This window comes from Bradyrhizobium sp. SZCCHNS1050 (assembly GCF_032484785.1).
Taxonomy (GTDB): domain Bacteria; phylum Pseudomonadota; class Alphaproteobacteria; order Rhizobiales; family Xanthobacteraceae; genus Bradyrhizobium.
On record NZ_JAUETR010000001.1, the window covers coordinates 4,717,364 to 4,741,647 of the forward strand.

Here is a 24,284-nt window from a genome sequence, read left to right on the forward strand (position 1 = left end):
GGTCGTCCAGGCGCTCATGCGGGAAGTGCGACGAGCTGCTCCAGCGTCGCGCCATCCCTGAGCACGGCCAGGATCTCACGGCGCGACAGGAAGCGGATCGCCTGCGTGAACGAGCCGGCCCCCGCGATCCGCGCTTTGGCGGTGGCGAGGTCGACGTCGATGTCGCCCGGCTCGCGACGCCGAGGCGGCGGCAGGGACGCAACGTGCTGGCGGCAGAGACCGGCGTTCTGGCGCAGTTCGACCAGCGCCGCCCGGCGATCCGGCCGCAGATTCTCCGCAAGCTGCTTGGCGCGGACCAGCACCGGCGGCGGAGCGCGATCCTCGGGCGTCGTGAACAGGCGCGCGCCGGTGCTGCGGCCGCCCGTGAGCAGACCGATCGGAATCGACAGCACGAGGCCGGCGATGACCGGCGACATCCAGGCCAGCAGGGGGACGGAGACAGCATAGGCGCTCGCCGCCATGACCAGGCCGCATACCGTCGGCAGCGCGAATTTGCGAAGGATCTCCTGCCGGCTCACGCCGCCGTCGCTGCGGCGCTGCACCTGCCAGCCGGCGTCGCGCCCCATCAGGATTTCGATCACGGCGATCGACTGGAAGATCATCATCGAAGGCGCGATCAGGGCCGCGAGCAGCGTTTCCGCCAGCACGGCGACGCAGAGGCGCAACCCGCCGCCAAAGCCTCGGCGTCGCGTCGGCGTGAACAACGTGACGAGGCAGGCGAGCAGCTTCGGCACCATGAGCAGGCCGAGCGTCGCCGCGAAGACCTGGGCGGCGAGCACCGGGTCCTGGGCCGGCCAGGTCGGAAACAGCGCAAAGCCCTTGGGGAAATATTCGGGCCTGACGAAGTTGGCCTGCAGCGAGATGAGGATGCCGAGCACGAGAAAGGCAAACCACAACGGCGCGGTGACATAGGCGCCGATGCCGATCAGCAGATGCAGCCGCGACACCCAGTGCAGGCCGCGCGCCGGCAGCACGGCGAGATGCTGCAGATTGCCCTGGCACCAGCGCCGGTCGCGCGCGGCATGATCGATCAGGGACGGCGGCACCTCCTCGAAGCTGCCGTCGAGATCGACCGTCATGTAGATTCCCCAGCCGGCGCGGCGCATCAGGGCGGCCTCGATGAAATCGTGGCTCAGGATATGTCCGCCGAACGGCTTGCGCCCGGGGAGCTCGGGCAGCGCCGCGTCTTGCGCGAAGGCCGCGACCCGGATGATCGCATTGTGGCCCCAGTAATTGCCTTCCGCGCCGTACCACCACGCATTGCCGGCCGCGATCATCGGGCCGTACAGCCGGCTCGCGAACTGCTGCAGCCGCGCGAACAGGCTGGTGCCGTTGACGATCACGGGCAGGGTCTGGATCAGCGCCGCCTGCGGCGCGTTCTCCATGGCATGGGCCAGCCGGACCACGGTCGCGCCGCTCATCAGGCTGTCGGCATCAAGAATGATCATATAGTCGTAGGCCGCGCCGAAGCGCTGCACCCAGTCGGCGATGTTGCCGGACTTGCGGGCGACATTGTCGGCCCGGTGGCGGTAGAACACCCGATCTGTGCCGCAGGATTGGCGCAGATCGACGAACGCAGCCTCTTCGCCGATCCAGATGTCGGGATCGGTGGTGTCGCTGAGCAGAAACCAGTCGAAGCGCTCGGCCTGTCCCGTCCCGGCGACCGATTCGATCATGGCGCGCAGCCGCACCATCACCGCGTCCGGATCCTCATTGTAGGTCGGCAGCAGCATGGCTGTGCGGCCGGACAAAGAGGGCAGGGGACCGTCGATGTCGATCGCGATCGTATCGCGCCGCCGCCCCAGCAGGGCGCAGAAGCCGGCCAGCGCGCAAACGAAGGCAAAGGCGATCCACGCGAGCAGGATCGAGAACAGCACGAGTACCATGCCTTCCAGCACGGTCACGCCACCGACCTCGACGACCTCGTACATCTTGTAGCAGCCCGCCAGCGTCAGCGCCGCGGTGCCGGCGAAGATGAGAGCGCGCCGGAATGCGATGCGGCCGCCGCTCGTGATGGCACGTCGGCCGGGCGCGGCATGATTGAGTGGCGACGGCACCATCGCGAGCGGCGCCTCGGCCGGGAGAAAGCTCGCGTCGCTAGCCTCATAGGTCGGACGCGGCTGCGCTGCGGTCATGGCGTCCATCGATAGACCCAGGTTTCGGATACGGGCTTGTCGTTGGCAACCAGTTCGGCCCTGAGCTCGACCGGCGCATCGCCGACCGCGCATTGGAAGCTGAGCCGCCAACCTTGCGTCTCCGGGTTCGGCTGCGCGACGATGTTCGTCACCTCGGATTTCGCCGCGCTGACCACGCCCTTGACGATGTTCGGATCGAGGCTCTTCAAGGCGTCGCCTTGGAGCTCGAGAACGAACAGCCGGCCTTCGCCGCGGGTGGCCACGCCAGTGCGCGTGAAGCGCGCCAGCGTATTCGGCTTCGGCACATCGGGCCCCCAATGCAGGCGATAGGTCATGTTGTGCTCGCCCTTGGCCGCGAGCGGCGTCTTCGGCCGCCAGAAGGCGGCGATGTTGTCGTGGATTTCCTGGTTGGTGGGGATCTCGAACAGCACCACCGCGCCGTCACCCCAGTCGCCGATCGGCTCGATCCACAGGCTCGGCCGCCGTTCGAAATGCGATTCGAGATCCTGATAGGCGGTGTATGTCCGTTCCCGCTGCATCAGGCCGAAGCCGCGCGGATTGAGGTCGTTGAACACGCTGACCTGCAGGTCGCGCGGATTGCTCAGGGGGCGCCACAACTGCTCGCCCTTGCCGTTGAACATCGCAAGCCCGTCGGAATCGTGCACGGCGGGGCGGAAATCGTCGACGTCGTTGCGGTCGTTGGGTCCGAAGAAGAACATGCTGGTCATCGGCGCCAGTCCGGCGTGAGCGATCTCGACGCGCGGATACAGCGATGCCTCGACGTCGAATACGGTGGTCTCGCCAGGGCGGATCGTGAACCGGTAGGAGCCCGTCGCGCTCTTGCTGTCGAGCAGCGCATGCACCACCATTGCGGTGGCGCCTTGCGTCGGCTTCTCCAGCCAGAACGCCTTGAACACCGGAAACTCCTCGCCCTTGGCCTCGCCGGTGTCGATCGAGAGCCCGCGCGCCGACAGTCCGTAAATCTCGCCCTTGGCGACGGCGCGAAAATAGCTCGCGCCGAGGAACACACAGACCTCGTCGTAGTAGTCCGGCCGGTTCATCGGCGCGTGGACGCGGAAGCCGGCAAAGCCGAGATCGGCCGCCGGGAAGGCCGGGACTTGCTGACCGAATGCAAAGTCCTCGGGTCGATAGGCCACGGGGCTGGCTTTGCCGTCCGCAACCTCATAGATCTCGACCCGGTCCTTGTAGATCGAGCCGCGATGGAAGAACTGCGCCTGGAACGGCAGGTTCTCACTGCGCCACAGCGCATGGTCCGGCAAGAACCGAATCGAGCGGTAGGCGTCGTAGTTCAGCTTCGCCAGCGCGTCCGGCAGCTTGTCATCCGGCGCAGCGTAGGGCTTGGCGGCGAGATTGCGCGCGAGGTCGCGCACATAGGCCGCATTGAACGGCTGCGCCGCAGGCGGCGCGGCTGATGCGCTCCGCGTCAAGGATGCGGCGACCGGGATCGCAGCCGCAGATTGAATGAACTGACGGCGATTCAACTTATTCTCGCTTTGCTGCATGGAACTGCGGAGCAACATTTCTGAAGGCGTCGGGTTCCATCGGAAGTCAACGAGAGGGGGCTGCTTTGGAGTCCCTTCCTGCTGAACGCGCCACCGGCGATCCCGCCGGCGCGTGCAGATCATGGGCGCGCCGTTCTGAACGCAACGTGAGCGACGGACCTGCGTGACAAACTTGGAGCCGAGACGTGAACATTCGACCTGCTCGCCAGCCACGGCAATTTCGCTTCTCGTGGCTTACGCTGGAAGGCTTGGGGCTGCATCCGGGGCCGGGCCGCCGGTCTTCCACGTCGTGGAATCGCAGACAGCAGCTGCCGCAATGCCGACGACTGTTGCGCTCCGCGGCACGATTGTTGACTTATCGCAATTAAGGAATCCGGCCGAGGCTCTACCAGTCGATTGGTCTGCAGCAGCCGATCCAGGCGGGGAGGATGACTGGTCACCCGAAAGGACGTCAAAGTCAGTCGGGCATTCCAGGGTTATGCACAGGATCGAACGAACGTCGGCGACAAAAATCGTATTGGCTCCCGGGTCGGCAATGTCGCACACAATCACTTGGAAGGGATTTGAATGCTTCGATTGCGTGCGCTGAACGCTCCGACGCCATTTCTCTTTTTCACTGGCAAGGGCGGTGTGGGCAAGACGTCGCTCGCTTGTGCGACCGCCATCAGTCTCGCGGACCGTGGGTTGCGTGTCCTTCTGGTCAGCACCGATCCTGCGTCGAACCTCGACGAGATGTTGGAAGTTGAACTAACTGACAGTCCAGTGCCGGTGCCGAACGCGGCAGGGCTCTTCGCGATGAATATCGACCCTGAGACCGCAGCCGAGAGCTACCGAGCTCGCGTGCTTGAACAGCTCGAGCCCACGGTGACCGATCAGGAGAGATCGACCATACGCGAGCAGCTTTCCGGCGCATGCACCACCGAGATTGCCGCATTCGACGAGTTCGTCGGATTGCTCGACGGAGACAGAGCGGGTTACGACCATATCATCTTCGATACGGCCCCGACCGGCCACACCCTGCGGCTCCTGAGCCTGCCGAAGGCTTGGACCGGTTTTCTGAAGGACAACAGCCGCGGCGCCTCCTGCCTCGGCCCGCATTCCGGTTTGAAGATGCAGGAGGATCGTTTTCGACAAGCGCTTCAGGCGCTGAGCGATCCGAGGCGGACGACCGTGGTCCTGGTGACCCGCGCCGACCGGAGCGCAATCCGGGAGGCGGCGCGAACGTCGAGCGAACTTGATGGGCTCAATCTCACCAATCAGACGCTCGCCGTGAACGGACGCTTTCACGCCACTGACCCTACTGACGCGGTCGCAAGTTCACTCGAGCGGGATCAGGATGAGGCTCTCGCCTCGATGCCGGACTCGCTGCGTAAGCTGCCGCGGGACGAAATCCCACTGGTTGGGTTCGACATTGTGGGTCTCGCGGCGCTCAGGGCAGTGTTGTCGTCGTCCGGTCCACGGCTTGAGACGTCGACTGGCGAACAAGTTGGAGTGCCGGTTGACGTGCAGGGACTCGACCGTCTGGTCGATGACATCGCTCACCGCAATCGCGGCCTCATCATGGTCATGGGTAAGGGCGGCGTCGGGAAGACGACGATTGCGGCTGCCATCGCTGTCGGCCTCGCGAGGCGCGGGCATGCCGTCCACCTCAGCACGACCGATCCAGCGGCCCACGTCACGGATGTCGTTGACGCCGCGAGCCCAGGGCTGACGGTGGACCGGATCGATCCTCGGCGCGAGACGGAGCGCTATGTCGCGAAAATACTAGCGAGCCGCGGCCGCGACCTGGATGAGCAGGGCAAGGCGCTCCTGCTTGAGGACCTGGCTTCGCCCTGCACGGAGGAAGTCGCCGTTTTCCATGCCTTCTCGCACGTGGTTGCGGAGGCTCGGAGCGCCTTTGTGGTGCTCGATACGGCGCCGACCGGTCATACCCTGCTCCTACTCGATGCGACCGGGGCCTATCATCGCCAGTTGACGAGCCAATTGGAGCCGGGCGGTGCCGGCCGGGTGATCACGCCGCTGATGCGGTTGCAGGATTCCACCTACACGCAGATCATCCTGGTGACCCTGCCGGAAACGACGCCCGTTTCGGAGGCCGCCGCTCTCCAGGAGGACCTGCGGCGCGCCGGCATCGAGCCGTTCGGTTGGGTGATCAACAAATGCCTCGCCGCCTCCGGAACTCGCGATCCCCTGCTGCGGGCGCGGATTGCCAGAGAGCGGATGCAGATCGCTCGTGTTCAGGACGGCTTGGCCAAGCGCGCTTTCATCATGGCGTGGCGAAGCAAGCCTCCCATCGGCATCGAGGAGCTGGAGACGTTATCGATGCCGAGTTCTTGATCACGTTCAGCTCGATCGCGATCTGGTCTCCCCCTATCGGGATCACGTCTTCATTGCCCGATCGCAGGATATGGCGAGATCAGGGGCCGAGTTTGTTGCGGTCGTTGCGACGCAGCGACGGCGAAAATCCCCGCCCGCCCGTCGGGCAAATCGGCCGCTCAGTTTTGTTGGATTCGCGGCGCGCGCTCTCCTCTCATGGCCTGTCGAGCTGTCAATTCTATGTGCGCCGATGGACTGATTTCGTCAGCCAGTTCAGCTGGATCACTCGTGTCCAGTCCCATCGGCAAAAATATTCTTGTTTCCATTTTTCAGAATTTGATGTTCACTCCGCTCGTCCCGCCTCGATCTGAGGGGCGTATCGCGGTCGTCACGAACGTGGGGTGCGGGATGCGATGGGCGTATCGAACCGCAGCGCGAGCGATCGTGCCGACGAACGGTTTGATGCGCACGATCAAGCCGTGTGGTCCTGATCTCCCGGTGCTGAGATCAAGTTCGCGCCGACGATGGCGCTGATGACAGGGGCAAGACAGCCGGTCCCTGGGGAGAGCACGGAGTAAGCCGTAAAGCCATCGCGCAGGGAAGGCCGGGATGTCCCAGCCGAACCTGTGGTTCCTGCCCCGTGCATTTCTTTCGCACGGGGGCCATGGGGGCGGCGAGCTCCCGGTCTTCCCTGCGCCCTCTGTATTCAAGGGGGCAAACGAACAGCAAAGCTCGGGCGCCGATGCGCCGCGAGAAGGTGATCTTATGTCTCTCCACGTCATTGCGAGGCGCCCTTGCGCCGAAGCAATCCAGGGCTCAGCGCGCGACTCTGGATTGCTTCGCTTCGCTCGCAATGACGCAGAGAGAGGAGCTGCAAACTCGGTGTCATTCCGGGGCGCGGCTCGCGCAAGCCCCGGAATGACGCGGAGGAGAGCGTTGGCTCTACAGCTCCCTTGCATTGCTGAACGCGAACGAGCTGACGCGCCGCGTCGTCTCATCCAGGATCAGCGTGCGCGTGATCGGCGGCTCGGCGCGCTGGGCGCAGTTTTCGCGTTCGCAGAGCCGGCAGTTGACGCCGATCGGAGTGCCCTCGGTTTTCTCCAGATCCATGCCGGCGGCGTAGACGAGGCGCGACGCATGCCTGATCTCGCAGCCGAGGCCAATGGCGAAGCGTGGCTGCGGCAGCGGATGCGGCGCGACCGGGCGGCGGACCATCTGGGCGATCGAGAAATAGCGCGAACCATCGGGCAGCTCGATGATCTGCTTGAGGAGGCGGTCGGGCGTGTCGAAGGTCGAATGCACGTTCCACAGCGGGCAGGTGCCGCCGAACTTGGAGAACGGGAAGGTACCCGACGAGAAGCGCTTGGAGACGTTGCCGGCATTGTCGACGCGCAGCATGAAGAACGGGATGCCGCGGGCGTTCGGGCGCGACAGGGTCGTGAGGCGGTGGCAGACCTGTTCGAAGCCGGTGTTGAAGCGCTGCGCCAGCACGTTGATGTCGTAGCTCAGCGCCTCCGCAGCAGTGAGGAACGGCGCATAGGGCATCATGACGGCGGCGGCGAAGTAGCTCGCGAGCGTCATGCGGTAGAGCCGGCGCGCGGTGTCGTCGATGGCGCCGGCGCGGCCGATGATGAGTTCGAACTGCGGCAGGCATTCGGCCATGCCGAGCTGCACCGCGAGCTGGAAGGTGCGTCCGGGCCCGTCGACCAGTTCGGAGATCAGGAGCTGGCGGCGATGGCGGTCGTAACGGCGCAAGGTCTCGCGCATGACGTCGACCGGCATGACCCGCGTCTGCACCGAATGCTTTTCGCGCAGACGGGCGGCGAGCGCCGCATAGAGCCCTTCGGCCGGCACGTCGAGCGCGTCGCGCAGGCTTTCGGCCTGCTGCTCGAGCTCGGCGAAATAGTTGCGGTTGGCTTCGATCAGGTCGCGCACCCGCTCGATCGGGTTGGCCTCGAAACGGGCGCCCTCGTTGCGGTCGGCCATCTGCGCCGCCACCAGCGTCTCGCCGCGGCGCGCCTCGGTGTAGGCCGCGTACAGCCGCTGCAGCGCGTGGGTGACGCCGGGGCAGAGCTCGGCGAGATCGCGCAGCTCCTGCTTGGGCAGCTCGATCTGGCGGAAAAGCGGATCGGAGAAGATCTCGTTGAGCTCGGCGAAGAAGCGGTCCTCGTCGGCGCTGGCGAGGTCGCGCAGGTCGAGGTCGTAGGTTTCGGCCAGCCGCAGCAGGATCTGGGCAGACACCGGGCGCTGGTTGCGCTCGATCAGGTTGACATAGCTCGGCGAGATGCCGAGGCCCTCGGCGAGCTGGGTCTGCGACAGCCCCAATTGCTGGCGGATGCGCCGGAAGCGCGGGCCGACGAACAGCTTCTTTCCGGATTCGCCGGGCATCTTGATCTCCTTGGGGGTAGCCAGCCCTGGATTGTGACAAATTTTACAAAATGACATTTATGACAAGTGATGATGTTACATGACATCACCATTCGAAAACAAGGGCTCTATACGAAACAGCCGGATTCGCGTTTATCTCCTGTCACGCAATTCGCAATGCACTGTCAAAGTTGTGACGGTTCAAGGAGAGTCTCATGAGCAGCAATTTCTGGGTGATCGGCGGCGAGTTCGGCTCGATGAATTTCCACAAGCTGGTGGAAGGCTCGGCCCAGGTGAAGGGTCCGTTCAAGTCGCGCAAGGAAGCCGAGGACTGCTGGCGCGAGGTGTCCGAGGAGAACCGCCACAAGGCTGGCGTCCGCTTCTCGATCGTCGAGGAGCCGCAGCGCGCTCCGGCGGCCTGACCGCCGATAAGGAATGCATTGCCGGGTATTTGAATAAGCTCGAGGAAGAGCCCAAGGACGGGGCGGTCTCAGCCGGGTCATTCCGGAGGGGGCCGCCCACGTCCGTTTGTGGTTACGACGGCGTGCTTATAACCCATTGAAGATGAAAGGGGATTGCAGAATACTGGGTTACTGCTAGGTTAACACGGTGGGAACCTGGCGAAACCAGGGCCGAACCGTGAAAGCGTGAGCGATGTCCGAGGCCGCCGATAGCAGCACAGACTCCCGCCCCGTGCGCCTGCGCGAAGCGCTGCGCCAGGCCCGGATCGAGGCCGCAGACCGAACAGGCGTGGTGGTCGACCTGCGCGACGCCGAGGTGGCGCGGCTGGAGATCCTCAACGATGCGCTCGACCCGCTGTTCGCGGAGATCCCGAGTCAGCTCGATCTGTTCGATCGCGGCATCAGCCAGGGTGAGACGCCGCGGCTGTGGATCGACGTCGTCGCCCATGTCGTGATGGGACGCGACAAGCGGCAGTACCGCTTTGTGCAGGACACCCGCAACGGCCGCATCGTGCTCGCCGAGTCGCACGACATCGCTGCGATCGTGAAAGCCGTCACCGACTACGTCGCCCGCCGCATGGTCGAGCGCGAGCGCGCCTTCAGCGTCGCGCGGGCTCAGGCGAGGACGATCGCCGAGGCGCCGCGCCGGCGCGGTGGGATCTGGCCGTTCGTGCTCGGCTTCGTGCTCGGCGCGCTGTCGCTGTTCGGGGTCGCATTCTATGCGAGCCTGCAGCAGATCTGACGGCCTGGCCGCGACTCAAAGCAGGCGGACCTCGCGGATCTCGCGCACGCGCAGCGCCTCGTTGACCGCGCGCACGGTCATGTCGCAGCGCCAGTGATTGCCGTCGCTGCTGATGGCAAACATGTTGTAGGCCGCGGCCGGATAGTGGCCATGTGCGATCGAGGAGGCCGAGGGCACGCCGACGACCGGGATCTTGCGCTCCGGGCCGTCGATCCAGATCGTCGAATGCACGTGGTCGTGGCCGTGCAGGATCAGCTCGACGCCGTGGCGGGCGAGCAGGCCGACCAGCTTCCCGGCGTCGGTCAGCCGCTTCATCCGGTGGGTCGAGCGCAGCGGATGATGCACCAGCAGCACGCGGAACAGCTGCTCGTGCGCCAGCGATTCGAGCATCTGCTCCAGCGCGGAGAGCTGTGCGCGGCCGAGCCGTCCCGTCGCCATGAACGGCGCCGAAGGCACGGCAGAGGACAGGCTGATCAGCGCGAGCGGCCCGCGTCGGCGCAGCGACGGAAACGTGGCCGGTCCCTCGGCATCGCCGCCGAAATAGTCGGCAAAGCTCTCGGCGAAGCGCAGCCGGGTCGAGCGCACATAGGCGTCGTGATTGCCGGGAATCGCGGTGACCCTGTCCGGCGGCCCCACCGTCCGGAGCCAGGCCTGGGCGATGGGGAATTCGGATTCCAGCGCGAAATTGACCAGATCGCCGGTGACGGCGATCTGGTCCGGCATCTGCGTGTGCAGGTCGGAGATCAGCAGATCGAGGATGTCGCGGCGATGGTACTTGTAGCGATTGCGCGTCCAGTTGAGATAGCCGAGCGCGCGCTTGCCGGCGAGCTCCGACAGGCGCGGCTTGTGCTGTGGCGCGAGATGCGGGTCGGACAGATGGGCGAGCGTGAAGGCAGCCATTATGCCCCTCGGTGCCGATGGCGGATGCAAGCGCGCCCAGATGTCATCTCGTGCTATCCCTCGTGGTGCCCGGCTCTCATGACAAGCCCTGCCAGCGAGCGCAAGAACAACCAGGACGACGACAGCGATGACGACATATCTGAGCCGGCTGCGGATCCGGCTCGAGCCCGCGCTCCGGCGCGGCTTCCACCTCTATTGGCGCTTCGCCCGCGGCATGACGCTCGGCGTCCGCGGCGTGGTGCTGGATGCCGAGAACCGCGTGTTCCTGGTCCGGCACGGCTATGTCTCGGGTTGGCACCTGCCGGGCGGCGGCGTCGAGGTCGGCGAGACGTTCATCGAGGCACTGACGCGGGAGCTGTTCGAGGAGGGCCGGATCGCGCTCGAAGGCGAGCCGGAGCTGCACGGCATCTTCCTCAACGGCCACGTCTCGCCGCGCGACCACGTCGCCGTCTTCGTTATCAAAAGGTTCACGCAGGACCGGCCGCCGGAGCCGAACCTCGAGATCGTGGAGACCGGCTTCTTCGCCCGCGACGCGCTGCCGGAGGGAACCACGCTCGGCACGCTGTCCCGCCTGCGCGAGGTGCTAGACGGCGTTAAGATCATTCCCACCTGGCGGCCGGAACAGCACGTTGCCGCCGGATCATTATGAATTTCTGCACCGAATGAGGGCAGTCTCCCGTCCCGTGGGAGAGGGGTCGATGATATCACCTTCGATGCGGATCGCCGTGCTGGTGCCCTGCTACAATGAGGAGGCCGCGGTCGCCACCGTGGTCCGCGATTTCAAGCAGGCGCTGCCGACGGCCACCGTCTACGTCTATGACAACAATTCCAAGGACCGCACCATCGAGGTCGCGCGCGCGGCCGGCGCCGAGGTGCGCTCTGAGCGGCGGCAGGGCAAGGGTCACGTCGTCCGGCGCATGTTCGCCGATGTCGATGCTGACATCTACGTGCTGGTCGATGGTGACGCGACCTATGACGCGCCGAGCGCGCCCGGCATGGTTGCGCGTCTCGTGAGCGAGCGGCTCGACATGGTGGTGGGTCTGCGCGTCGACCAGGAGCAGGCCGCCTACCGCATGGGCCATCGCACCGGCAACTGGATGCTGACGAGCTTCCTCGCCGAGGTGTTCGGCCAGGCCTTCAAGGACATCCTGTCCGGCTACCGCGTATTCTCGCGCCGTTTCGTCAAATCCTTCCCGGTGCTCTCCGACGGCTTCGAGATCGAGACCGAGCTGACCGTGCATGCGCTGGAGCTGGCGCTGCCGGTCGCTGAGCTCGCGACGCCATACTACGCGCGGCCCGAAGGGTCCGTCTCCAAGCTAAACACCTGGCGCGACGGCTTCCGCATCCTCGGCACGATCCTGAAGCTCTATCGTTCGGAAAAGCCGCTGCGCTTCTTCAGCGCGATCGGCATCTTCCTCGCGCTGGTCTCGATCGGCTTCGCGATTCCCATCTTCGTCACCTATATCGAGACTGGACTGGTGCCGCGGCTGCCGACCGCCGTGTTGTCGATGGGCCTGATGATCATGGCGTTGCTGTCGGCCTCGTCGGGCCTGGTGCTCGACACCGTCACCCGCGGCCGCCGCGAGATGAAGCTGCTGGCCTACCTGTCACACGCCCCGATCGAGGGCTGATGCAGGCGGAAGCTTGTGTCCGTCCGCCGTTCCGGTCATGGTTCGGGCGTCAATGTCCTGAACGAGAACACCGCCTCCATGCCCATCCTCAACAGCATCGCCGCGCTCGCCGACGACATGGCCGCCTGGCGCCATGATTTCCATGAACATCCGGAGTTGATGTACGAGGTGCACCGCACCGCCGGCATCGTCGCCGAGCGCTTGCGCGAATTCGGTTGTGACGAGGTGGTGACGGGCATCGGGCGCACCGGCGTGGTCGGTGTCATCCGCGGCCGTCGGACCAGTTCAGGTCGCACCATCGGCCTGCGCGCCGACATGGACGCGCTGCCGATCGAGGAAGCCTCGGGCGTGCCCTATGCGTCGAAGACGCCGGGCCTGATGCATGCCTGCGGCCATGACGGCCATACCGCGATGCTGCTGGGTGCCGCCAAGCATCTCGCCGACACGCGCAATTTCGACGGCACCGCGATCGTGATCTTCCAGCCCGCCGAGGAGGGCGGCGCCGGCGGCAAGGCGATGGTCGACGATGGATTGATGACCCGCTGGGGCATCCAGGAGGTCTACGGTCTGCACAATGCGCCGGGCGTGCCCGAAGGCGTGTTCGCGCTGCGGCCGGGTCCGATGCTGGCATCATCGGACCAGCTCGAGATCACCGTCCGCGGCAAGGGCGGTCATGCCGGCGCCGGCGTTCACAAGGCGGTCGACAGCGTGCTGATCGCCGCGCACATCATCACGGCGCTGCAGTCGATCGTGTCGCGCAACGTCGATCCGATCAAGTCGGCGGTCATCTCGATCTGCGTCGTCGAGGCCGGCAAGGCGATGAACGTCATTCCGGAGACCGTCGAATTGAAGGGCACCGTGCGCACGCTCGATCCCGAGGTGCAGGACCTGGTGGAGCGCCGCATTGCCGAGGTCGCCGACGGCATCGCCCGCACCTATGGCGGTGAGGCGACGACGAAATACACGCGGCTCTACCCGATCACGATGAACCATGCGCGCGAGACCGGCGTCGCCGCTGACGTCGCTCGCGACGTTGTCGGCGCGGAGCGGGTGGTCGACAATGCGCCGCCGCTGATGGGGGCCGAGGATTTCGCCTTCATGCTGCAGGCCCGTCCCGGCGCCTTCGTCTTCCTCGGCATGGGCGACGGCAAGGATTGCCACCACCCGGCCTATCGCTTCAACGACAACATTCTCGGCCACGGCGCGTCCTATTGGGTGCGGCTGGTCGAGAAGACGATGCCGGCCGATTGATGCCGGCGGCGTGGCGCTAGCTGCGAGCGGTCGCCTGCAATGACCGTTGGCGCCACTGCCGCGGGCTGCAGCCGCTCCAGCGCGAGAACGCACGGGAGAATGCGGACGCCTCGGAATAGCCGAGCAGGAAGGCGACGTCGCCGAGCGGCAGATGCGCTTGGCGCAGATAGTGGCGGGCGAGGTCGAGCCGCGTCACCTCGACGAGGTCGGAGAAGGTGGCGCCGAACTCGGCAAGCCGGCGCTGCAACGTCCACGACGTGGTCGACAGCGCCTCGGCGACCTCCTCGAGATGAAGCGCGCCGGCCGACAACCGCCGCCGGATTTCGCCACGGACCAGATCGAGGAACGCGGGCGTGCCGCAGGAGCCGGCGACACCGGCAAGATCTGTCGTCAGCCGCTGCAGGCGAGACAGATTGGCCTGGGGCATGGCGCGGTCCAGGCCGCGGTCGCGAAACACCAGCGCATTCGTGCCTTGTGACCAGCCGACGTCGGCATCGAAGGCTGCCTCATGATCGCGCCAGGCAGCCGGCCGGGCATGTTCGAACAGCACCATGTCGGGCGCCCAGCCCGATGGCAGGCAGGCGCGGAAGACGTTCGCGAACATGCCCATGGTCAATTCGGCGTCCTGCCGGCGATCGACGATCGAGCCGTCGAGAATGCGATATTCCAGCCGGAGCAAACCGTCATGGCGCGTGAGACGGGTTTCGGTCGCCTGCTGATGCCAGGGAAACCACAGCGCAAGATGCTCGATCGCAGAGCCCAGCGTCGGCGCCGCGAGTGCGATCTCGCCGATCAGGCCGAGCATCTGCGGCTGGTAGCGCTGGCCGAACCACAGTCCGAAATTGTCGTTACCGGTCTCCTGCGCGGCATCTTCCATCATCGCGACGTAGTCGGCGAGGTCGAGCGCGCGGCGGGTCTGGCCGAGGCATTCGGCATCGATGCCCACCCGTTCGAACACCGCCTCGGGGCGGCCTCCCGTCAGGGCGATGAAATCGGCGACACCGGTCGCAGCAGCGGCCAGAATGTTCCGGCTGCGGTCGCGCGGATGCTGGTGTTCGGCTGCGGGAGGCTGTGCCATGAAATCCTCGCCTTTGAGGACGTACGCCGTCGGTTGACACCTCGTAGTTATGCAAGTCACGTGCCTGCCGAAGCGGGCTATCGATAGAGCCCCCCGCGCAGGGACGCGGAGGGCTTGCCTTGATCCTGGATCTCGCGAGTCCTCGCGGATCAGTCGGCCATGGCGCGGGCCTCGGTCAAGGCGATGTCGAGCAGGTTGTCACTCGCCGCGTTGCCGCGCTTGCCGGCCGTCAGACGATAGAGCAGCAGACCGACGGCGAACAGCACCACGAAGGCCGCGAACACCTGCAGGTTGAACCAAATCATCGTGAGCAGCGAGAGCGTCGCACACACCAGCGCCACGGCCGGAAGCACGGGATAGAGCGGCGCCTTGAACGGCCTGATGAGGTTGGGCTCGGTGGCGCGCAGGCGGAACAGCGCGGCCATGCTCATGATGTACATCACGAGCGCGCCGAACACGCTCATGGTGACGATGTTCGCCGTCAGCGTCTGCCCGGCGAACTGGATGAGCTCGTCGGAGTAGATCGCGGCGATGCCGATCACGCCGCCGGCCAAGATCGCCCAATGCGGCGTGCGGCAGGTCGGGTGCAGCGCGGCGAGCTTGGCCGGCAGGAAGCCGGCGCGCGACAGCGCGAAGATCTGCCGCGAGTAGCCCATGATGATGCCGTGGAACGAGGCGATCAGTCCGAACAGGCCGATCCACACCAGCATGTGCAGCCAACCGGAGTTTTCGCCGACCACGATCTTCATCGCCTGCGGCAGCGGATCGTTGATGTTGGCGAGCTTCGACCAGTCGCCGACGCCGCCGGCCATGATCATGGTGCCGAAGGCGAGCACGACGAGCGTCAGAATCCCGGCGATGTAGGCGAGCGGAATCGTCTTGGTCGGATTCTTGGTTTCTTCCGCGGCCATGGCCGCACCTTCGATCGCCAGGAAGAACCAGATTGCGAAGGGGATCGCCGCGACGATGCCGCCGATGCTCGTCAGCGAGAACGAATTCTCACCGGCCCAGCCGTTGGCGGCGAAGTTGGCGAAGGAGAAACCGGGCGACACGACGCCCATGAACACCAGGAGCTCGGCAATCGCCAGGACCGTGACGAACAGCTCGAACGTCGCGGCGATCGATACGCCGGCGATGTTGAGGGCCATGAACACCAGATAGGCGCCGAGCGCGGCGGTCTTGGGCGACAGCGCCGGAAACTGGACGTTGAGATAGGCGCCGATGGCGAGCGCGATGGCAGGCGGAGCGAACACGAACTCGATCAGCGTCGCGAAGCCGGCGACGAAGCCGCCGAGCGGGCCGAAGGCACGGTAGGAATAGGCGAAAGGACCTCCGGCATGCGGGATCGCGGTGGTGAGCTCGGTGAAGGAGAAGATGAAGGTCGTATACATCACCGCGATGAAGATCGTGGTGACGAGGAAGCCGAGCGTGCCGGCCTTGTCCCAGCCATAGCTCCAGCCGAAATATTCGCCGGAGATCACCAGCCCGACCGCGATGCCCCACAGATGGAGTCCGGTCAGGCTCTTCGAAAGGGTCGGTTTGGCCTCGTCACTCATGTCCAGTCGCTCCTGTCTGCTTGTGATGGGTGATTTGGGATGACGATGTGGTCGTCTCGATCGCGGCATCCGGCGCCGCCTCCTTGAGGCCGATGCCGGTGACGCCGATCCGCAGCGCCTCGCGCACCAGCCAGGCCAGCTTGTCGGCGGCGCGCTCGGCCGAGAGCCCGTGGTCGTGAATGTTGGAAATGCAGTTGCGGGCGCTGTCGCGCAGGCCCGGGGCCGGGTGCAGCGTCAGATACACTCCGAGGGAGTCCGCGGCCGACAGACCCGGACGCTCGCCGATCAGGACCGCCACCAGCCGTGCGCGCATCGCGGCGCCGACATCGTCACCCAGCGCCACGCGCGCCTGCGAAGCCAGCACGATCGGGCCGATGGACAGGCCCGTCAGACGCGCCTCGGTGGCGATCACGACAGCGGCGGCATGGCTTTCGACGGCATCCGCCGACAGCCCGTCGGCAATGATGAAGACGAGATCGTACGGACCGGATGTCAGCCTGGCGGCTTCCTTCGCGGCGAGGCGGCGCCCGAGGTCGGGCCGGCGCAGATAGCTGGCGCGGTCCGGTGCTGCACTCGCGACCTTGATCACCTCCCGCGGCGCGAGCGCGTCGGCGATGCCGTCGAAATTGACCTTGCCCCATACGGCATCGCGCGCGAGCGCATGTGCCATCTGGAATTCCAGCTTCGCGGCCGTCGGAAGCCCATCGCCGGAGCGGCCGAGTGCGACGCGGGCGCGCGTCATCCGGCGCAGCAGGTCGAACGGATCGTCCCTCATGCCCGCGCTCCCTGGCCGATCAGCCGGACTACGGAAGGCGCGCTGCCCGGCAATGGCGGCACGCGGCCGCTTTGGTCGAGCAGGCCCATCCGCGCCAGCCAGGCCTCGAACTCCGGCGCCGGGCGGCGGCCGAGCAGATGCCGCAGCCGCATCACGTCGTGATGCGACAGGCTCTGATAGTTGAGCATGATGTCGTCGGCGCCCGGCACGGCGATCAGGAAGTTGACGTTGGCCGCCGCGAGCAGCAGCGCCAGATCGTCCATGTCGTCCTGATCGGCCTCGGCGTGGTTGGTGTAGCAGACATCGCAGCCCATGGGCACGCCGAGCAGCTTGGCGCAGAAATGATCCTCCAGCCCGGCGCGGATGATCTCCTTCGCGTCGTAGAGATATTCGGGACCGATGAAGCCGACCACGGTGTTGACCAGCAGCGGTGAAAACACGCGCGCGACGGCATAGGCGCGGGCCTCGACGGTCTGCTGATCGAGGCCGTGATGGGCGTCGGCCGACAGCGCCGCGCCCTGGCCGGTCTCGAAATACATCACGTTGTTGCCGACCGTGCCGCGCTTCAGCGACAAGGCTGCGTCCTGCGCCTCGGCGAGCAGCTTCAGGGTCACACCGAAGCCGCCATTGGCAGCCTCGGTGCCGGCGATCGACTGGAAGACGAGATCGAGCGGCGCGCCTTTCTCGATCGCCCGGATCGAGGTCGTGACGTGGCTCAGCACGCAGGACTGCGTCGGCACCTCGAATTTGAGCCTGAGATCATCGAGCATCGTGAGCAGGCGGATGCAGGCCTCGACATTGTCGGTCGCGGGATTGATGCCGATCACCGCATCGCCCATGCCGAACAGCAAGCCATCGAGCGTGCCTGCGGCGATCGCCTGGGGATCGTCGGTCGGATCATTCGGCTGCAGCCGCGACGACAGCCGCCCCTCCAGGCCGATGGTGGAGCGGAAGCGGGTCACGACCCGGCATTTGGCGGCGACGGCGACGAGATCGCCATTGCCGCAGAGCTTGGAGACCGCGGCCACCATCTCCGGCGTCAGGCCCGGCGCGAGGGCGGCCAGCCGGTTGGCATCCGCCTCCCAGGACATCAGCCATTCGCGCAATTCTCCGACGGTCAGCGACGCGACGGGCGCGAATGCGGCGGCATCGTGGCTGTCGAGGATGAGGCGCGTGACCTCGTCGCTCTCGTAGGGAATCAGCGGCTCGTCGAGGAAACGCCGCAGCGGCACGTCGGCGAGCGCCATCCGCGCCGCCACCCGCCGCGCGGCGCTGTCGGCTGCTATGCCAGCCAGCTCATCGCCAGAGCGGCGCGGCGAGGCGCAGGCCAGCAGCGTCTTGAGATCGTCGAACACATGAGTTTCGCCGCGATGGCGCGACCGGAACGCACCCGTCATCTTCGACCTGCCGCTCGTGCTGCGTCAGAGCGGTCCAAGCGGCCGCGATGGCGACCACAACGCTCATGAGCTGGGACAGGTTAAGCGAGGGCGGCTCCGGAAACTTGACATCTTAGCACAATCTTCGGTCACGCCGCGCGAATGCTCAGAAAACTGGCATCGGTGACCCTCGGGGGCGGGCGAATGCTGTCAACACGTGGACGGCCCGCCATGGACCGCGCCGCTCCAGAATGCTATCTCGCCACCCCACATGAGTGACCTGTCCATTACGATCTCCGCCGAAAAGCCGGGCGACGCGCAGGCGATCGAGCGGCTGCATGAGCGCACCTTCGGCCCCGGCCGCTTCGTGCTGAGCGCCTACCGCTTGCGCGAGCATGTCGATCATCTGCTCGCGCTGTCGTTCACCGCCCATATCGGCACTTTGCTGGTCGGCTCGGTGCGGCAACTGCCGATCTGCGTCGGCGACACCAAGGCGCTGATGCTCGGGCCGCTGACGGTCGAGCCGCCGTTCCGCAAGCACGGCATCGGCCGCATGCTGATGGAGCGCTCGGTCGTGGACGCGCGGGCGCAGGGCCACCGCTTGATACTGCTGGTGGGTGACGCGGCCTACTACGCGCGCGTCGGCTTCAAGCCGGTGCCGAAGGGCAGGGCGATCATGCCGGGACCGGTGGATTACAACCGGCTGCTGGTGAACGAACTGATCGAGGGCGCGTTCGAGGGCGTCGAGGGTGCGATCCGGCCCGATTGGGATTACGCGAAGTAATCTCGGTCTCTCCGTCATTGCGAGCGAAGCGAAGCAATCCAGAGTTCCGCCCACGTCTCTGGATTGCTTCGTCGCTTCGCTCCTCGCAATGACGAAGGAGGGGGCGCAGATTGGTCGCGTTCTGCGCCCTCCTCGAATCAGAATTTGAGGTTGGCAAAGATCCGCACGCCGATGCCGGGCAGCAGCACCTCGTCCTTGGTGTAGGACACCGAATTACGGATCTTCTCGTTGAGCAGATTGTTGCCGACGAGGCCGACCAGCATCTCGCGCGCGCCGAACATGTTCGCATCGAGTTTGGTCCGGTAGCTGACCTCCGCCTTGAGCAGGTTGTAGCCCGGCGTCGGAGTCTCCGCGATCGGCGCGATGTCGTTCTGCGCGAAGGCGTGCAGCAGGTTGATGCGGGTCAACCAGTTGGCATCGCGCCAGAACAGGCCGCCGCCGACGCGCATCGGCGGAATCCGCGGCACGTTGGTGCCGTCCGCGAAGGTGGCGCGGACGACGTCGAACTGGTTCTCGATCCCCCAGATGCCGCTGCCGAGCGGAGCAACATCGAATTGGCTCTGGAACTCGAAGCCGCGGAACAGCGCGTTGCGCTGCGAGTAGACCGCCTGATTCAGCTCGGTGCCGGTGGTGCCGCAGGAGGCAAAATCGTCGCCGCACATCACGCCGGTCAGCCGGCGATAGATGAAGTTGCTGAACTGCGTGTAGTAGGCAGTGGCTTCGAAGCGGAACGGGCCGGTGGCCTTGCGCAGCCCGGCCTCGACGGTCTTGGCGGTTTCGATGGTCAGGTTCGGATTGCCGATGTCGAAGGTTGCGGTCGCATCATGGCCGCCGCGCGAGAACAGCTCGGCTGGCTTCGGCGCGCGCTCGACATATTGCGCGGTCACGCTCGCCACCAGATCGCCCGGCAGGTTCTGCAACAGGCCGACGCTCGCGCTCTTCGGCGTGTATGACGGATTTCGGGCGATGTTGGCCTGCGGCGTGCCGTCCGGCAGATAGTCGACCGGGAAGTTCGGCGTGGAGCCGTTCAGCGCGATGTGCTCGATCCGGCCGGCGACCTGCGCCTTGGTCGAGGGCGAGAAGGCGAACTCGTTGAAGACATAGCCGGCGACGCGGTTGTTGGTGTTGGGGCCGAACAGGCCGTTGAACACCGAGCCGGGATTGTCGGGGCTCGGCGCATTCAGCTCCTGGTGCCCGGCCTGCACGCCATAGGCGGTCGTCAGGGTGGCGAAGCGCAGATTGACGGGCATCATCTGCATCTCGACGCGCGCTTCCTGCTCGCGATTGGTGAAGGTCTGGCGCACGCCATCGGTGGTCGGGTCGGTGACGGCTGCAAGGCCGAGCTCATTGTGCCGATAGTCTGTTGCGCCGGCCCAGAACCGGATCGCGTCGATTGCCGCGGAGTCCGGGCGATACTCGCCCTTCGCGGTGATCTTGGTCTGGTGCGCATCGATCCGGGTCCGGCTGTCGGCGCCGCCAATGCCGGGGATGTGGTAGAGCGCATCGGTCTGCGTGATCGCGGCGCCGACGAAGCCGCCTGAGAAGAAGTAGCTGCCGCCGATCGAGGCGCCATCGTTCTGCGCGGCGGAGTTCGGTTGCCGGCCGTTCACCGGGCGGGTCTGGTCGAACAGATAGGGATAGCCGGGAATGGAGTAGTCGCCGGTCTTGCGGCCGTAGGCATCGGCATGAAGCGCGAAATTGCCGCCGCCGGCATCGAGCAGCACGCCGCCCTCGACGCCGCGGTCGACCGAGCTGAACGAGGTGCGCGTTTCCGCGGTAACGCAGGGCGCGCTGCCCGCGGCCGGCGCGCTCGCCGGCAGGCCATAGGTCTGGAACGGCGCGGTCGAACAGGTCGGCAGGGCCTGCGGAATGCGGTTGTTGGTGGCGCTGACGACGCCGCCGATCGAGGTCGAGCCGTAGCGTAGCGCCGCGGGGCCGCGGACCACCTCGATCTGGTCGCTGGTGAGCGGATCGATCGGCACGAAATGGTCCTCGCCGAGATCCGAGGCGCCGCCGCCGCCGAGCCCGTTCTCGACGATGCCGACGCGGTTGACGTCGAGGCCGCGAATGATCGGCCGGCTCGATGCGCCCGGCGCGAAGCTCGATCCGGTGATGCCGGGTTTCGAATTGAGAAGGTCGCCGAGCGTGGCGGCGCCGGAGCGGCGCAGTTCCTCGTTCGGCACCACGGTGACGGTCGCGAACTGGTCGGTGACGACAGGCAGCACGCCCTGTTGCGGCGGGGGCGGCGCGGTCTGTGCCTCGCGCGCGGGCGCCGGCGTGCGTGGGCCGCTCCGGGCCACGCGCGGGGCGGGATTGGGCCGCGGCACCACCGGCTTGCGGGCACGGATCGGGCTCGGTGCGGTCACTGTGACCTCGGGCAGTTCGGCCGCCGGCTTCGCAGGATCGTCAGCGCGCGCGGGCGCACCCAAAGCGCACAACATGGCTGCGGCGCTGCAGCCCGACATCAAGGCTCTCGACAACATCTTTCACTTCCTGATCCTGATCAGGCGTCCCACGTCTTTCGTTGCCGGCGGGATGCGCCTGCCGTCGTCGTGCGACGGACCATTCCTTCACGCGGCCGCCGTGCGCTCGCGCGCAGGGCAGCGTTTCGAGCAGCTCAGATCAGGCGGTGGGAGGAGCGCGCGGCTGGAAGGCGGTGTCGACGACGACAGCCGCGACAGTGGCGGTGATCGCATCGGGCAGACGGAATGCGACCGCTTCAGGAGGCGTCAGAACTGGCGCCGGTGACAGCAGGATCGACTGCGCCATCGCCATGACGGCGCAGATGGCACAGCCATCCGGCGACGGCTGTTGATCGGGATCTTGGTCAGCGGGAGAGGGACCAGTGTGCCGCTCGGCGATGGAGATGCCGCCGCCGTCCCGGGCTTGTCCGGCGAGCCAATGCACATGGCCGAAGGCGAGCGCGAATTGCAGCACCAGCGCCAGCAGCGCGAGCCGCGAGACATCCTTGATGTTCGCGCGAAACCAGCTCATCGCCAGCTCTGGCTCATATGAATAGGCCACCCCGTTCGGCTGAGAGGCTCAGCCTTTGTTACAATATAACATCGCAAGGGAGCTTCACAGCTGTCAATCAGTGCACTGCAACGGTGGTCGGAATCCCCGTCGCTGTGCCCTTCGCGCCACGTGGCGCGCCGCGGTGGTGCGTGCTTGTGTCTTCGTGTCAGCGTCCCTCGCGCACCCAGGTCGCGGCGAGCGCGCCGAGCAGCAGCAAGAGGCCGATCACGCCGGCGAACATCGGCAGCACGCCGACGCCCTTGACCACGCTGGCATCGCGCATGCGCACGCCCATCCAGCCGTCGCCGCTGAACAAGGTCGATGACCTCACCGGGACGATGCGCGGCATGTCGATGCCCGAGCCGTCGCCGATGCGGCGGGCATCGCCGCCCGTCGCCTGTGCCAGCGGCTTCAGGGTTTCGGTGGTCGAGGTGACCTCCGAGAATTCCTTGGGATTGGTCGGGCCGACATTGATCAGCGCCTTCAAGGTGCCGTCGGTCGCCTGCCACAGGCCGAGCTCGTTGGCGGGAAGGGTCGCGCGCCATTCGCCGGGATCGCCCTGGCGCAGAGTGAGCTCACGCGTCTGGCCGGACGGCGAGGTCACGGTCACCGGCGGGACGCTGTCGCCCATCGTCTGCCGGATGACGGCGAGATCCTTGCCTTGAATCTGCAGCCGCAGCGCTTCCTCGTCGAGATCCGGCTGCTGCATCAGCCAGTGCGACATGCGCCGGAGCAGGTCGAGATGCGGTCCGCCGCCCTCGTAGCCGCGTGCCCACAGCCAGATGTGGTCGGACAGCAGCAGCGCGACGCGGCCGGCGCCGAAGCGCGACAGCAGCAGCAGCGGCTTGCCGTCGGCGCCGGTCATGACCGGCGGACTGACCGCATTGCGCGTCTCCACGGTGCGGAAGAAGCGGCTCCAGCGCGGCGGCTCGGAGCCCGAGCCTTCGAGGCCGCGCGTCACCGGATGGCGTTTTCCGGCGTCGGACAGATGCGCATAGAACGGCTTCTCCGTGACGCCGACCGGCTCGGCGGGCAGCACCGAGTCGAGCGGTGTGCGCCAGATGCTGGTGTTGGAGGCGTAGTCCGGGCCGGCCGAGACCAGCACCGCGCCGCCATTGCGGACGTAGCGCGCGATGTTGTCGAAATAGGCGATCGGCAACACGCCCTGGCGGGCGTAGCGGTCGAAGATGATCAGCTGGAATTCGTTGATCTTCTGCTGGAACAGCTCACGGGTCGGAAACGCGATCAGCGACAGCTCGTTGATCGGGGTGCCGTCCTGCTTCTCCGGCGGCCGCAGGATCGTGAAGTGGACGAGATCGATGCTGGCGTCCGACTTCAAAAGGTTGCGCCAGGTGCGCTCGCCCGAATGCGGCTCGCCCGACACCAGGAGCACGCGCAGCTTGTCGCGGACGCCATCGATCGAGACCACCGCGCGGTTGTTGATGAGGGTCAGCTCGTTGTCGAGCGGCGAGGCTTCGATCTCGACGATGTTCTGGCCTTCGTGCTTGACGTCGACGTCGACATTGGCGGCCTGGCCGCTGGTCAAGGTGCGCTCGCTGATGACCTCGCCGTCGCGGCGGATCACGACCTTCGCGCTGGCGCCGCTGACGCCCTGGTCGTCGAGCCGGAAGCTGATGGTCTGCGGCTGGCCGACGATGCCGAAGCGCGGCGCGGCGGTGATCGCAATGCGGCGGTCGCGCTCGGCCTTCTGGCCCGTGATCAGGGCCTGCAGCGGAGCCTGGAAGCCGAGTGCGGCCACGTTGCCGGGAATGTCGTGAACGCGGCCGTCGGTGATCATGAAGGCGCCCGCGACCCGATCGACGGGGACGTCCGACAGCGCCGAGGTCAGCGCGCTGAACAGATGCGTGCCGTCGGTCTCGCCGTCGGCCTGGCCGGCATCGACGACGCGGACCTCGAGGCCCTTGATCTTCTTCAAGCTGTCGACCAGCGACTCCTGGGCCGCCTGGGTCTGCTTGTTGCGGTCACCGAAATTCTGGCTCGGGCTCTTGTCGACCACGACGGCGGCGACCGAGCTCAGCGGCTCGCGGTCCTCGCGCGTGAACTGCGGATTGGCCAGCGCGAGCGCGATCAAGGCCAGCGCGGTGACGCGGATCCAGGCCGAACGCGAGCGGCCGAGCAACAGGAGCGCGGCGATGACGACGATCGCGCCGATCGCAAGCCACAGCACGATCGGCGGAACCAGAGGTGTGAACGCGATGCCGTAGTTCATGAGGCAAACTCGCAGTTGTCGTCATGCCCGGCCTCGTGCCGGGCATCCACGTCGCGCAGCCTGCGTCGCTGCTCGTGGATCGCCGGGTCAAGCCCGGCCATGACAACCATTGTTGTTGCGATATCGAGAGCGACGACGCGCATT

At 66.3% G+C, this 24,284-nt stretch carries 19 protein-coding genes; 7 read left to right on the forward strand and 12 right to left on the reverse strand.

The window, feature by feature from the left end:
* Nucleotides 1-14 precede the first annotated feature (14 nt).
* Both mdoH and QX094_RS21315 read right to left on the reverse strand, forming a co-directional pair.
* On the reverse strand, nt 15-2,144 hold the full coding sequence (mdoH, locus tag QX094_RS21310; RefSeq protein ID WP_315717319.1) for a glucans biosynthesis glucosyltransferase MdoH: 2,130 nt from the start codon (nt 2,142-2,144) through the stop codon (nt 15-17).
* The gene (locus tag QX094_RS21315; RefSeq protein WP_316167427.1) at nt 2,132-3,637 is read right to left on the reverse strand and encodes a glucan biosynthesis protein G; all 1,506 of its coding nucleotides are present in this window, start codon (nt 3,635-3,637) and stop codon (nt 2,132-2,134) included. Before QX094_RS21315 ends, mdoH begins: the two co-directional genes overlap by 13 nt.
* Before the next feature lie 588 nt (nt 3,638-4,225).
* On the opposite strand from QX094_RS21315, the gene arsA reads away from it, so the two are divergent.
* Entirely contained in the window at nt 4,226-5,995 is a 1,770-nt protein-coding gene (gene arsA / locus QX094_RS21320; protein WP_315717317.1) for an arsenical pump-driving ATPase, read from the forward strand.
* Nucleotides 5,996-6,916: 921 nt separating this feature from the next.
* On the opposite strand, the gene QX094_RS21325 is transcribed toward arsA, so the two are convergent.
* Nucleotides 6,917-8,362, reverse strand: coding sequence for a short-chain fatty acyl-CoA regulator family protein (locus QX094_RS21325; protein WP_315717316.1), 1,446 nt, complete (start codon nt 8,360-8,362; stop codon nt 6,917-6,919).
* Nucleotides 8,363-8,556: 194 nt separating this feature from the next.
* Between QX094_RS21325 and QX094_RS21330 the strand changes: the two genes are divergently transcribed.
* Together QX094_RS21330 and QX094_RS21335 are read left to right on the forward strand one after the other, a co-directional pair.
* The gene (locus tag QX094_RS21330; RefSeq protein ID WP_315717315.1) at nt 8,557-8,763 is read left to right on the forward strand and encodes a hypothetical protein; all 207 of its coding nucleotides are present in this window, start codon (nt 8,557-8,559) and stop codon (nt 8,761-8,763) included.
* Between the two features lie 232 nt (nt 8,764-8,995).
* Nucleotides 8,996-9,544 (forward strand): hypothetical protein, encoded by a 549-nt coding sequence (locus QX094_RS21335; RefSeq protein ID WP_315717314.1) that lies wholly within the window; start codon nt 8,996-8,998, stop codon nt 9,542-9,544.
* Nucleotides 9,545-9,559: 15 nt separating this feature from the next.
* Here QX094_RS21335 and QX094_RS21340 read toward each other — a convergent pair whose 3' ends face one another.
* A complete protein-coding gene (locus QX094_RS21340; protein ID WP_315717313.1) occupies nt 9,560-10,444 on the reverse strand; it encodes a metallophosphoesterase in 885 nt (294 codons plus the stop codon).
* A 127-nt stretch (nt 10,445-10,571) separates the two neighbouring features.
* Here QX094_RS21340 and QX094_RS21345 point away from each other — a divergent pair, with 127 nt between their 5' ends.
* The 3 genes from QX094_RS21345 (at nt 10,572) to QX094_RS21355 (ending at nt 13,326) form a co-directional block, all read left to right on the forward strand.
* Entirely contained in the window at nt 10,572-11,093 is a 522-nt protein-coding gene (locus tag QX094_RS21345) for an NUDIX domain-containing protein (protein WP_315717312.1), read from the forward strand.
* Nucleotides 11,094-11,142: 49 nt separating this feature from the next.
* The gene (locus QX094_RS21350) at nt 11,143-12,075 is read left to right on the forward strand and encodes a glycosyltransferase family 2 protein (protein WP_315717311.1); all 933 of its coding nucleotides are present in this window, start codon (nt 11,143-11,145) and stop codon (nt 12,073-12,075) included.
* 78 nt (nt 12,076-12,153) lie between these two features.
* A complete protein-coding gene (locus tag QX094_RS21355) occupies nt 12,154-13,326 on the forward strand; it encodes a M20 aminoacylase family protein (RefSeq protein ID WP_315717310.1) in 1,173 nt (390 codons plus the stop codon).
* 16 nt (nt 13,327-13,342) lie between these two features.
* Here the strand turns inward: QX094_RS21355 and QX094_RS21360 are convergent, their stop codons facing one another.
* The 4 genes from QX094_RS21360 to QX094_RS21375 all read right to left on the reverse strand — a co-directional run bounded on the left by QX094_RS21360 (nt 13,343) and on the right by QX094_RS21375 (nt 18,132).
* Nucleotides 13,343-14,404, reverse strand: a complete 1,062-nt coding sequence (locus tag QX094_RS21360; RefSeq protein ID WP_315717308.1) for an AraC family transcriptional regulator — start codon at nt 14,402-14,404, stop codon at nt 13,343-13,345.
* 149 nt (nt 14,405-14,553) lie between these two features.
* Entirely contained in the window at nt 14,554-15,960 is a 1,407-nt protein-coding gene (gene eat, locus QX094_RS21365) for an ethanolamine permease (RefSeq protein ID WP_315717307.1), read from the reverse strand.
* Entirely contained in the window at nt 15,953-16,735 is a 783-nt protein-coding gene (gene eutC / locus QX094_RS21370; protein WP_316172765.1) for an ethanolamine ammonia-lyase subunit EutC, read from the reverse strand. Before eutC ends, eat begins: the two co-directional genes overlap by 8 nt.
* Nucleotides 16,732-18,132, reverse strand: a complete 1,401-nt coding sequence (locus QX094_RS21375; RefSeq protein WP_316172766.1) for an ethanolamine ammonia-lyase subunit EutB — start codon at nt 18,130-18,132, stop codon at nt 16,732-16,734. The genes eutC and QX094_RS21375 overlap by 4 nt, the downstream gene beginning before the upstream one ends.
* A 250-nt stretch (nt 18,133-18,382) precedes the next feature.
* On the opposite strand from QX094_RS21375, the gene QX094_RS21380 reads away from it, so the two are divergent.
* Nucleotides 18,383-18,895 (forward strand): N-acetyltransferase, encoded by a 513-nt coding sequence (locus QX094_RS21380; protein WP_315717304.1) that lies wholly within the window; start codon nt 18,383-18,385, stop codon nt 18,893-18,895.
* Between the two features lie 137 nt (nt 18,896-19,032).
* On the opposite strand, the gene QX094_RS21385 is transcribed toward QX094_RS21380, so the two are convergent.
* The 4 genes from QX094_RS21385 to QX094_RS21400 all read right to left on the reverse strand — a co-directional run bounded on the left by QX094_RS21385 (nt 19,033) and on the right by QX094_RS21400 (nt 24,283).
* Complete coding sequence (locus QX094_RS21385; RefSeq protein WP_316171389.1) at nt 19,033-21,360, reverse strand: TonB-dependent receptor; 2,328 nt, start codon at nt 21,358-21,360, stop codon at nt 19,033-19,035.
* A 157-nt stretch (nt 21,361-21,517) separates the two neighbouring features.
* Nucleotides 21,518-21,889, reverse strand: coding sequence for a DUF2946 family protein (locus tag QX094_RS21390; protein WP_315750388.1), 372 nt, complete (start codon nt 21,887-21,889; stop codon nt 21,518-21,520).
* A gap of 187 nt (nt 21,890-22,076) precedes the next feature.
* Nucleotides 22,077-24,140, reverse strand: coding sequence for a hypothetical protein (locus tag QX094_RS21395; RefSeq protein WP_316188108.1), 2,064 nt, complete (start codon nt 24,138-24,140; stop codon nt 22,077-22,079).
* The gene (locus QX094_RS21400; protein WP_315717301.1) at nt 24,137-24,283 is read right to left on the reverse strand and encodes a hypothetical protein; all 147 of its coding nucleotides are present in this window, start codon (nt 24,281-24,283) and stop codon (nt 24,137-24,139) included. The genes QX094_RS21395 and QX094_RS21400 overlap by 4 nt, the downstream gene beginning before the upstream one ends.
* Nucleotide 24,284: the final 1 nt, after the last annotated feature.

Excerpts from the sequence above, each read along its gene's own strand:
- mdoH (WP_315717319.1), bottom strand. The coding sequence starts at position 2,144 with ATGGACGCCATGACCGCAGCGCAGCCGCGTCCGACCTATGAGGCTAGC.
- arsA (WP_315717317.1), top strand. The coding sequence starts at position 4,226 with ATGCTTCGATTGCGTGCGCTGAACGCTCCGACGCCATTTCTCTTTTTC.
- QX094_RS21325 (WP_315717316.1), bottom strand. The coding sequence starts at position 8,362 with ATGCCCGGCGAATCCGGAAAGAAGCTGTTCGTCGGCCCGCGCTTCCGG.
- QX094_RS21330 (WP_315717315.1), top strand. The coding sequence starts at position 8,557 with ATGAGCAGCAATTTCTGGGTGATCGGCGGCGAGTTCGGCTCGATGAAT.
- QX094_RS21335 (WP_315717314.1), top strand. The coding sequence starts at position 8,996 with ATGTCCGAGGCCGCCGATAGCAGCACAGACTCCCGCCCCGTGCGCCTG.
- QX094_RS21340 (WP_315717313.1), bottom strand. The coding sequence starts at position 10,444 with ATGGCTGCCTTCACGCTCGCCCATCTGTCCGACCCGCATCTCGCGCCA.
- QX094_RS21345 (WP_315717312.1), top strand. The coding sequence starts at position 10,572 with ATGACGACATATCTGAGCCGGCTGCGGATCCGGCTCGAGCCCGCGCTC.
- QX094_RS21350 (WP_315717311.1), top strand. The coding sequence starts at position 11,143 with ATGATATCACCTTCGATGCGGATCGCCGTGCTGGTGCCCTGCTACAAT.
- QX094_RS21355 (WP_315717310.1), top strand. The coding sequence starts at position 12,154 with ATGCCCATCCTCAACAGCATCGCCGCGCTCGCCGACGACATGGCCGCC.
- QX094_RS21360 (WP_315717308.1), bottom strand. The coding sequence starts at position 14,404 with ATGGCACAGCCTCCCGCAGCCGAACACCAGCATCCGCGCGACCGCAGC.
- eat (WP_315717307.1), bottom strand. The coding sequence starts at position 15,960 with ATGAGTGACGAGGCCAAACCGACCCTTTCGAAGAGCCTGACCGGACTC.
- eutC (WP_316172765.1), bottom strand. The coding sequence starts at position 16,735 with ATGAGGGACGATCCGTTCGACCTGCTGCGCCGGATGACGCGCGCCCGC.
- QX094_RS21375 (WP_316172766.1), bottom strand. The coding sequence starts at position 18,132 with ATGACGGGTGCGTTCCGGTCGCGCCATCGCGGCGAAACTCATGTGTTC.
- QX094_RS21380 (WP_315717304.1), top strand. The coding sequence starts at position 18,383 with ATGAGTGACCTGTCCATTACGATCTCCGCCGAAAAGCCGGGCGACGCG.
- QX094_RS21385 (WP_316171389.1), bottom strand. The coding sequence starts at position 21,360 with ATGTCGGGCTGCAGCGCCGCAGCCATGTTGTGCGCTTTGGGTGCGCCC.
- QX094_RS21390 (WP_315750388.1), bottom strand. The coding sequence starts at position 21,889 with ATGAGCTGGTTTCGCGCGAACATCAAGGATGTCTCGCGGCTCGCGCTG.
- QX094_RS21395 (WP_316188108.1), bottom strand. The coding sequence starts at position 24,140 with ATGAACTACGGCATCGCGTTCACACCTCTGGTTCCGCCGATCGTGCTG.
- QX094_RS21400 (WP_315717301.1), bottom strand. The coding sequence starts at position 24,283 with ATGCGCGTCGTCGCTCTCGATATCGCAACAACAATGGTTGTCATGGCC.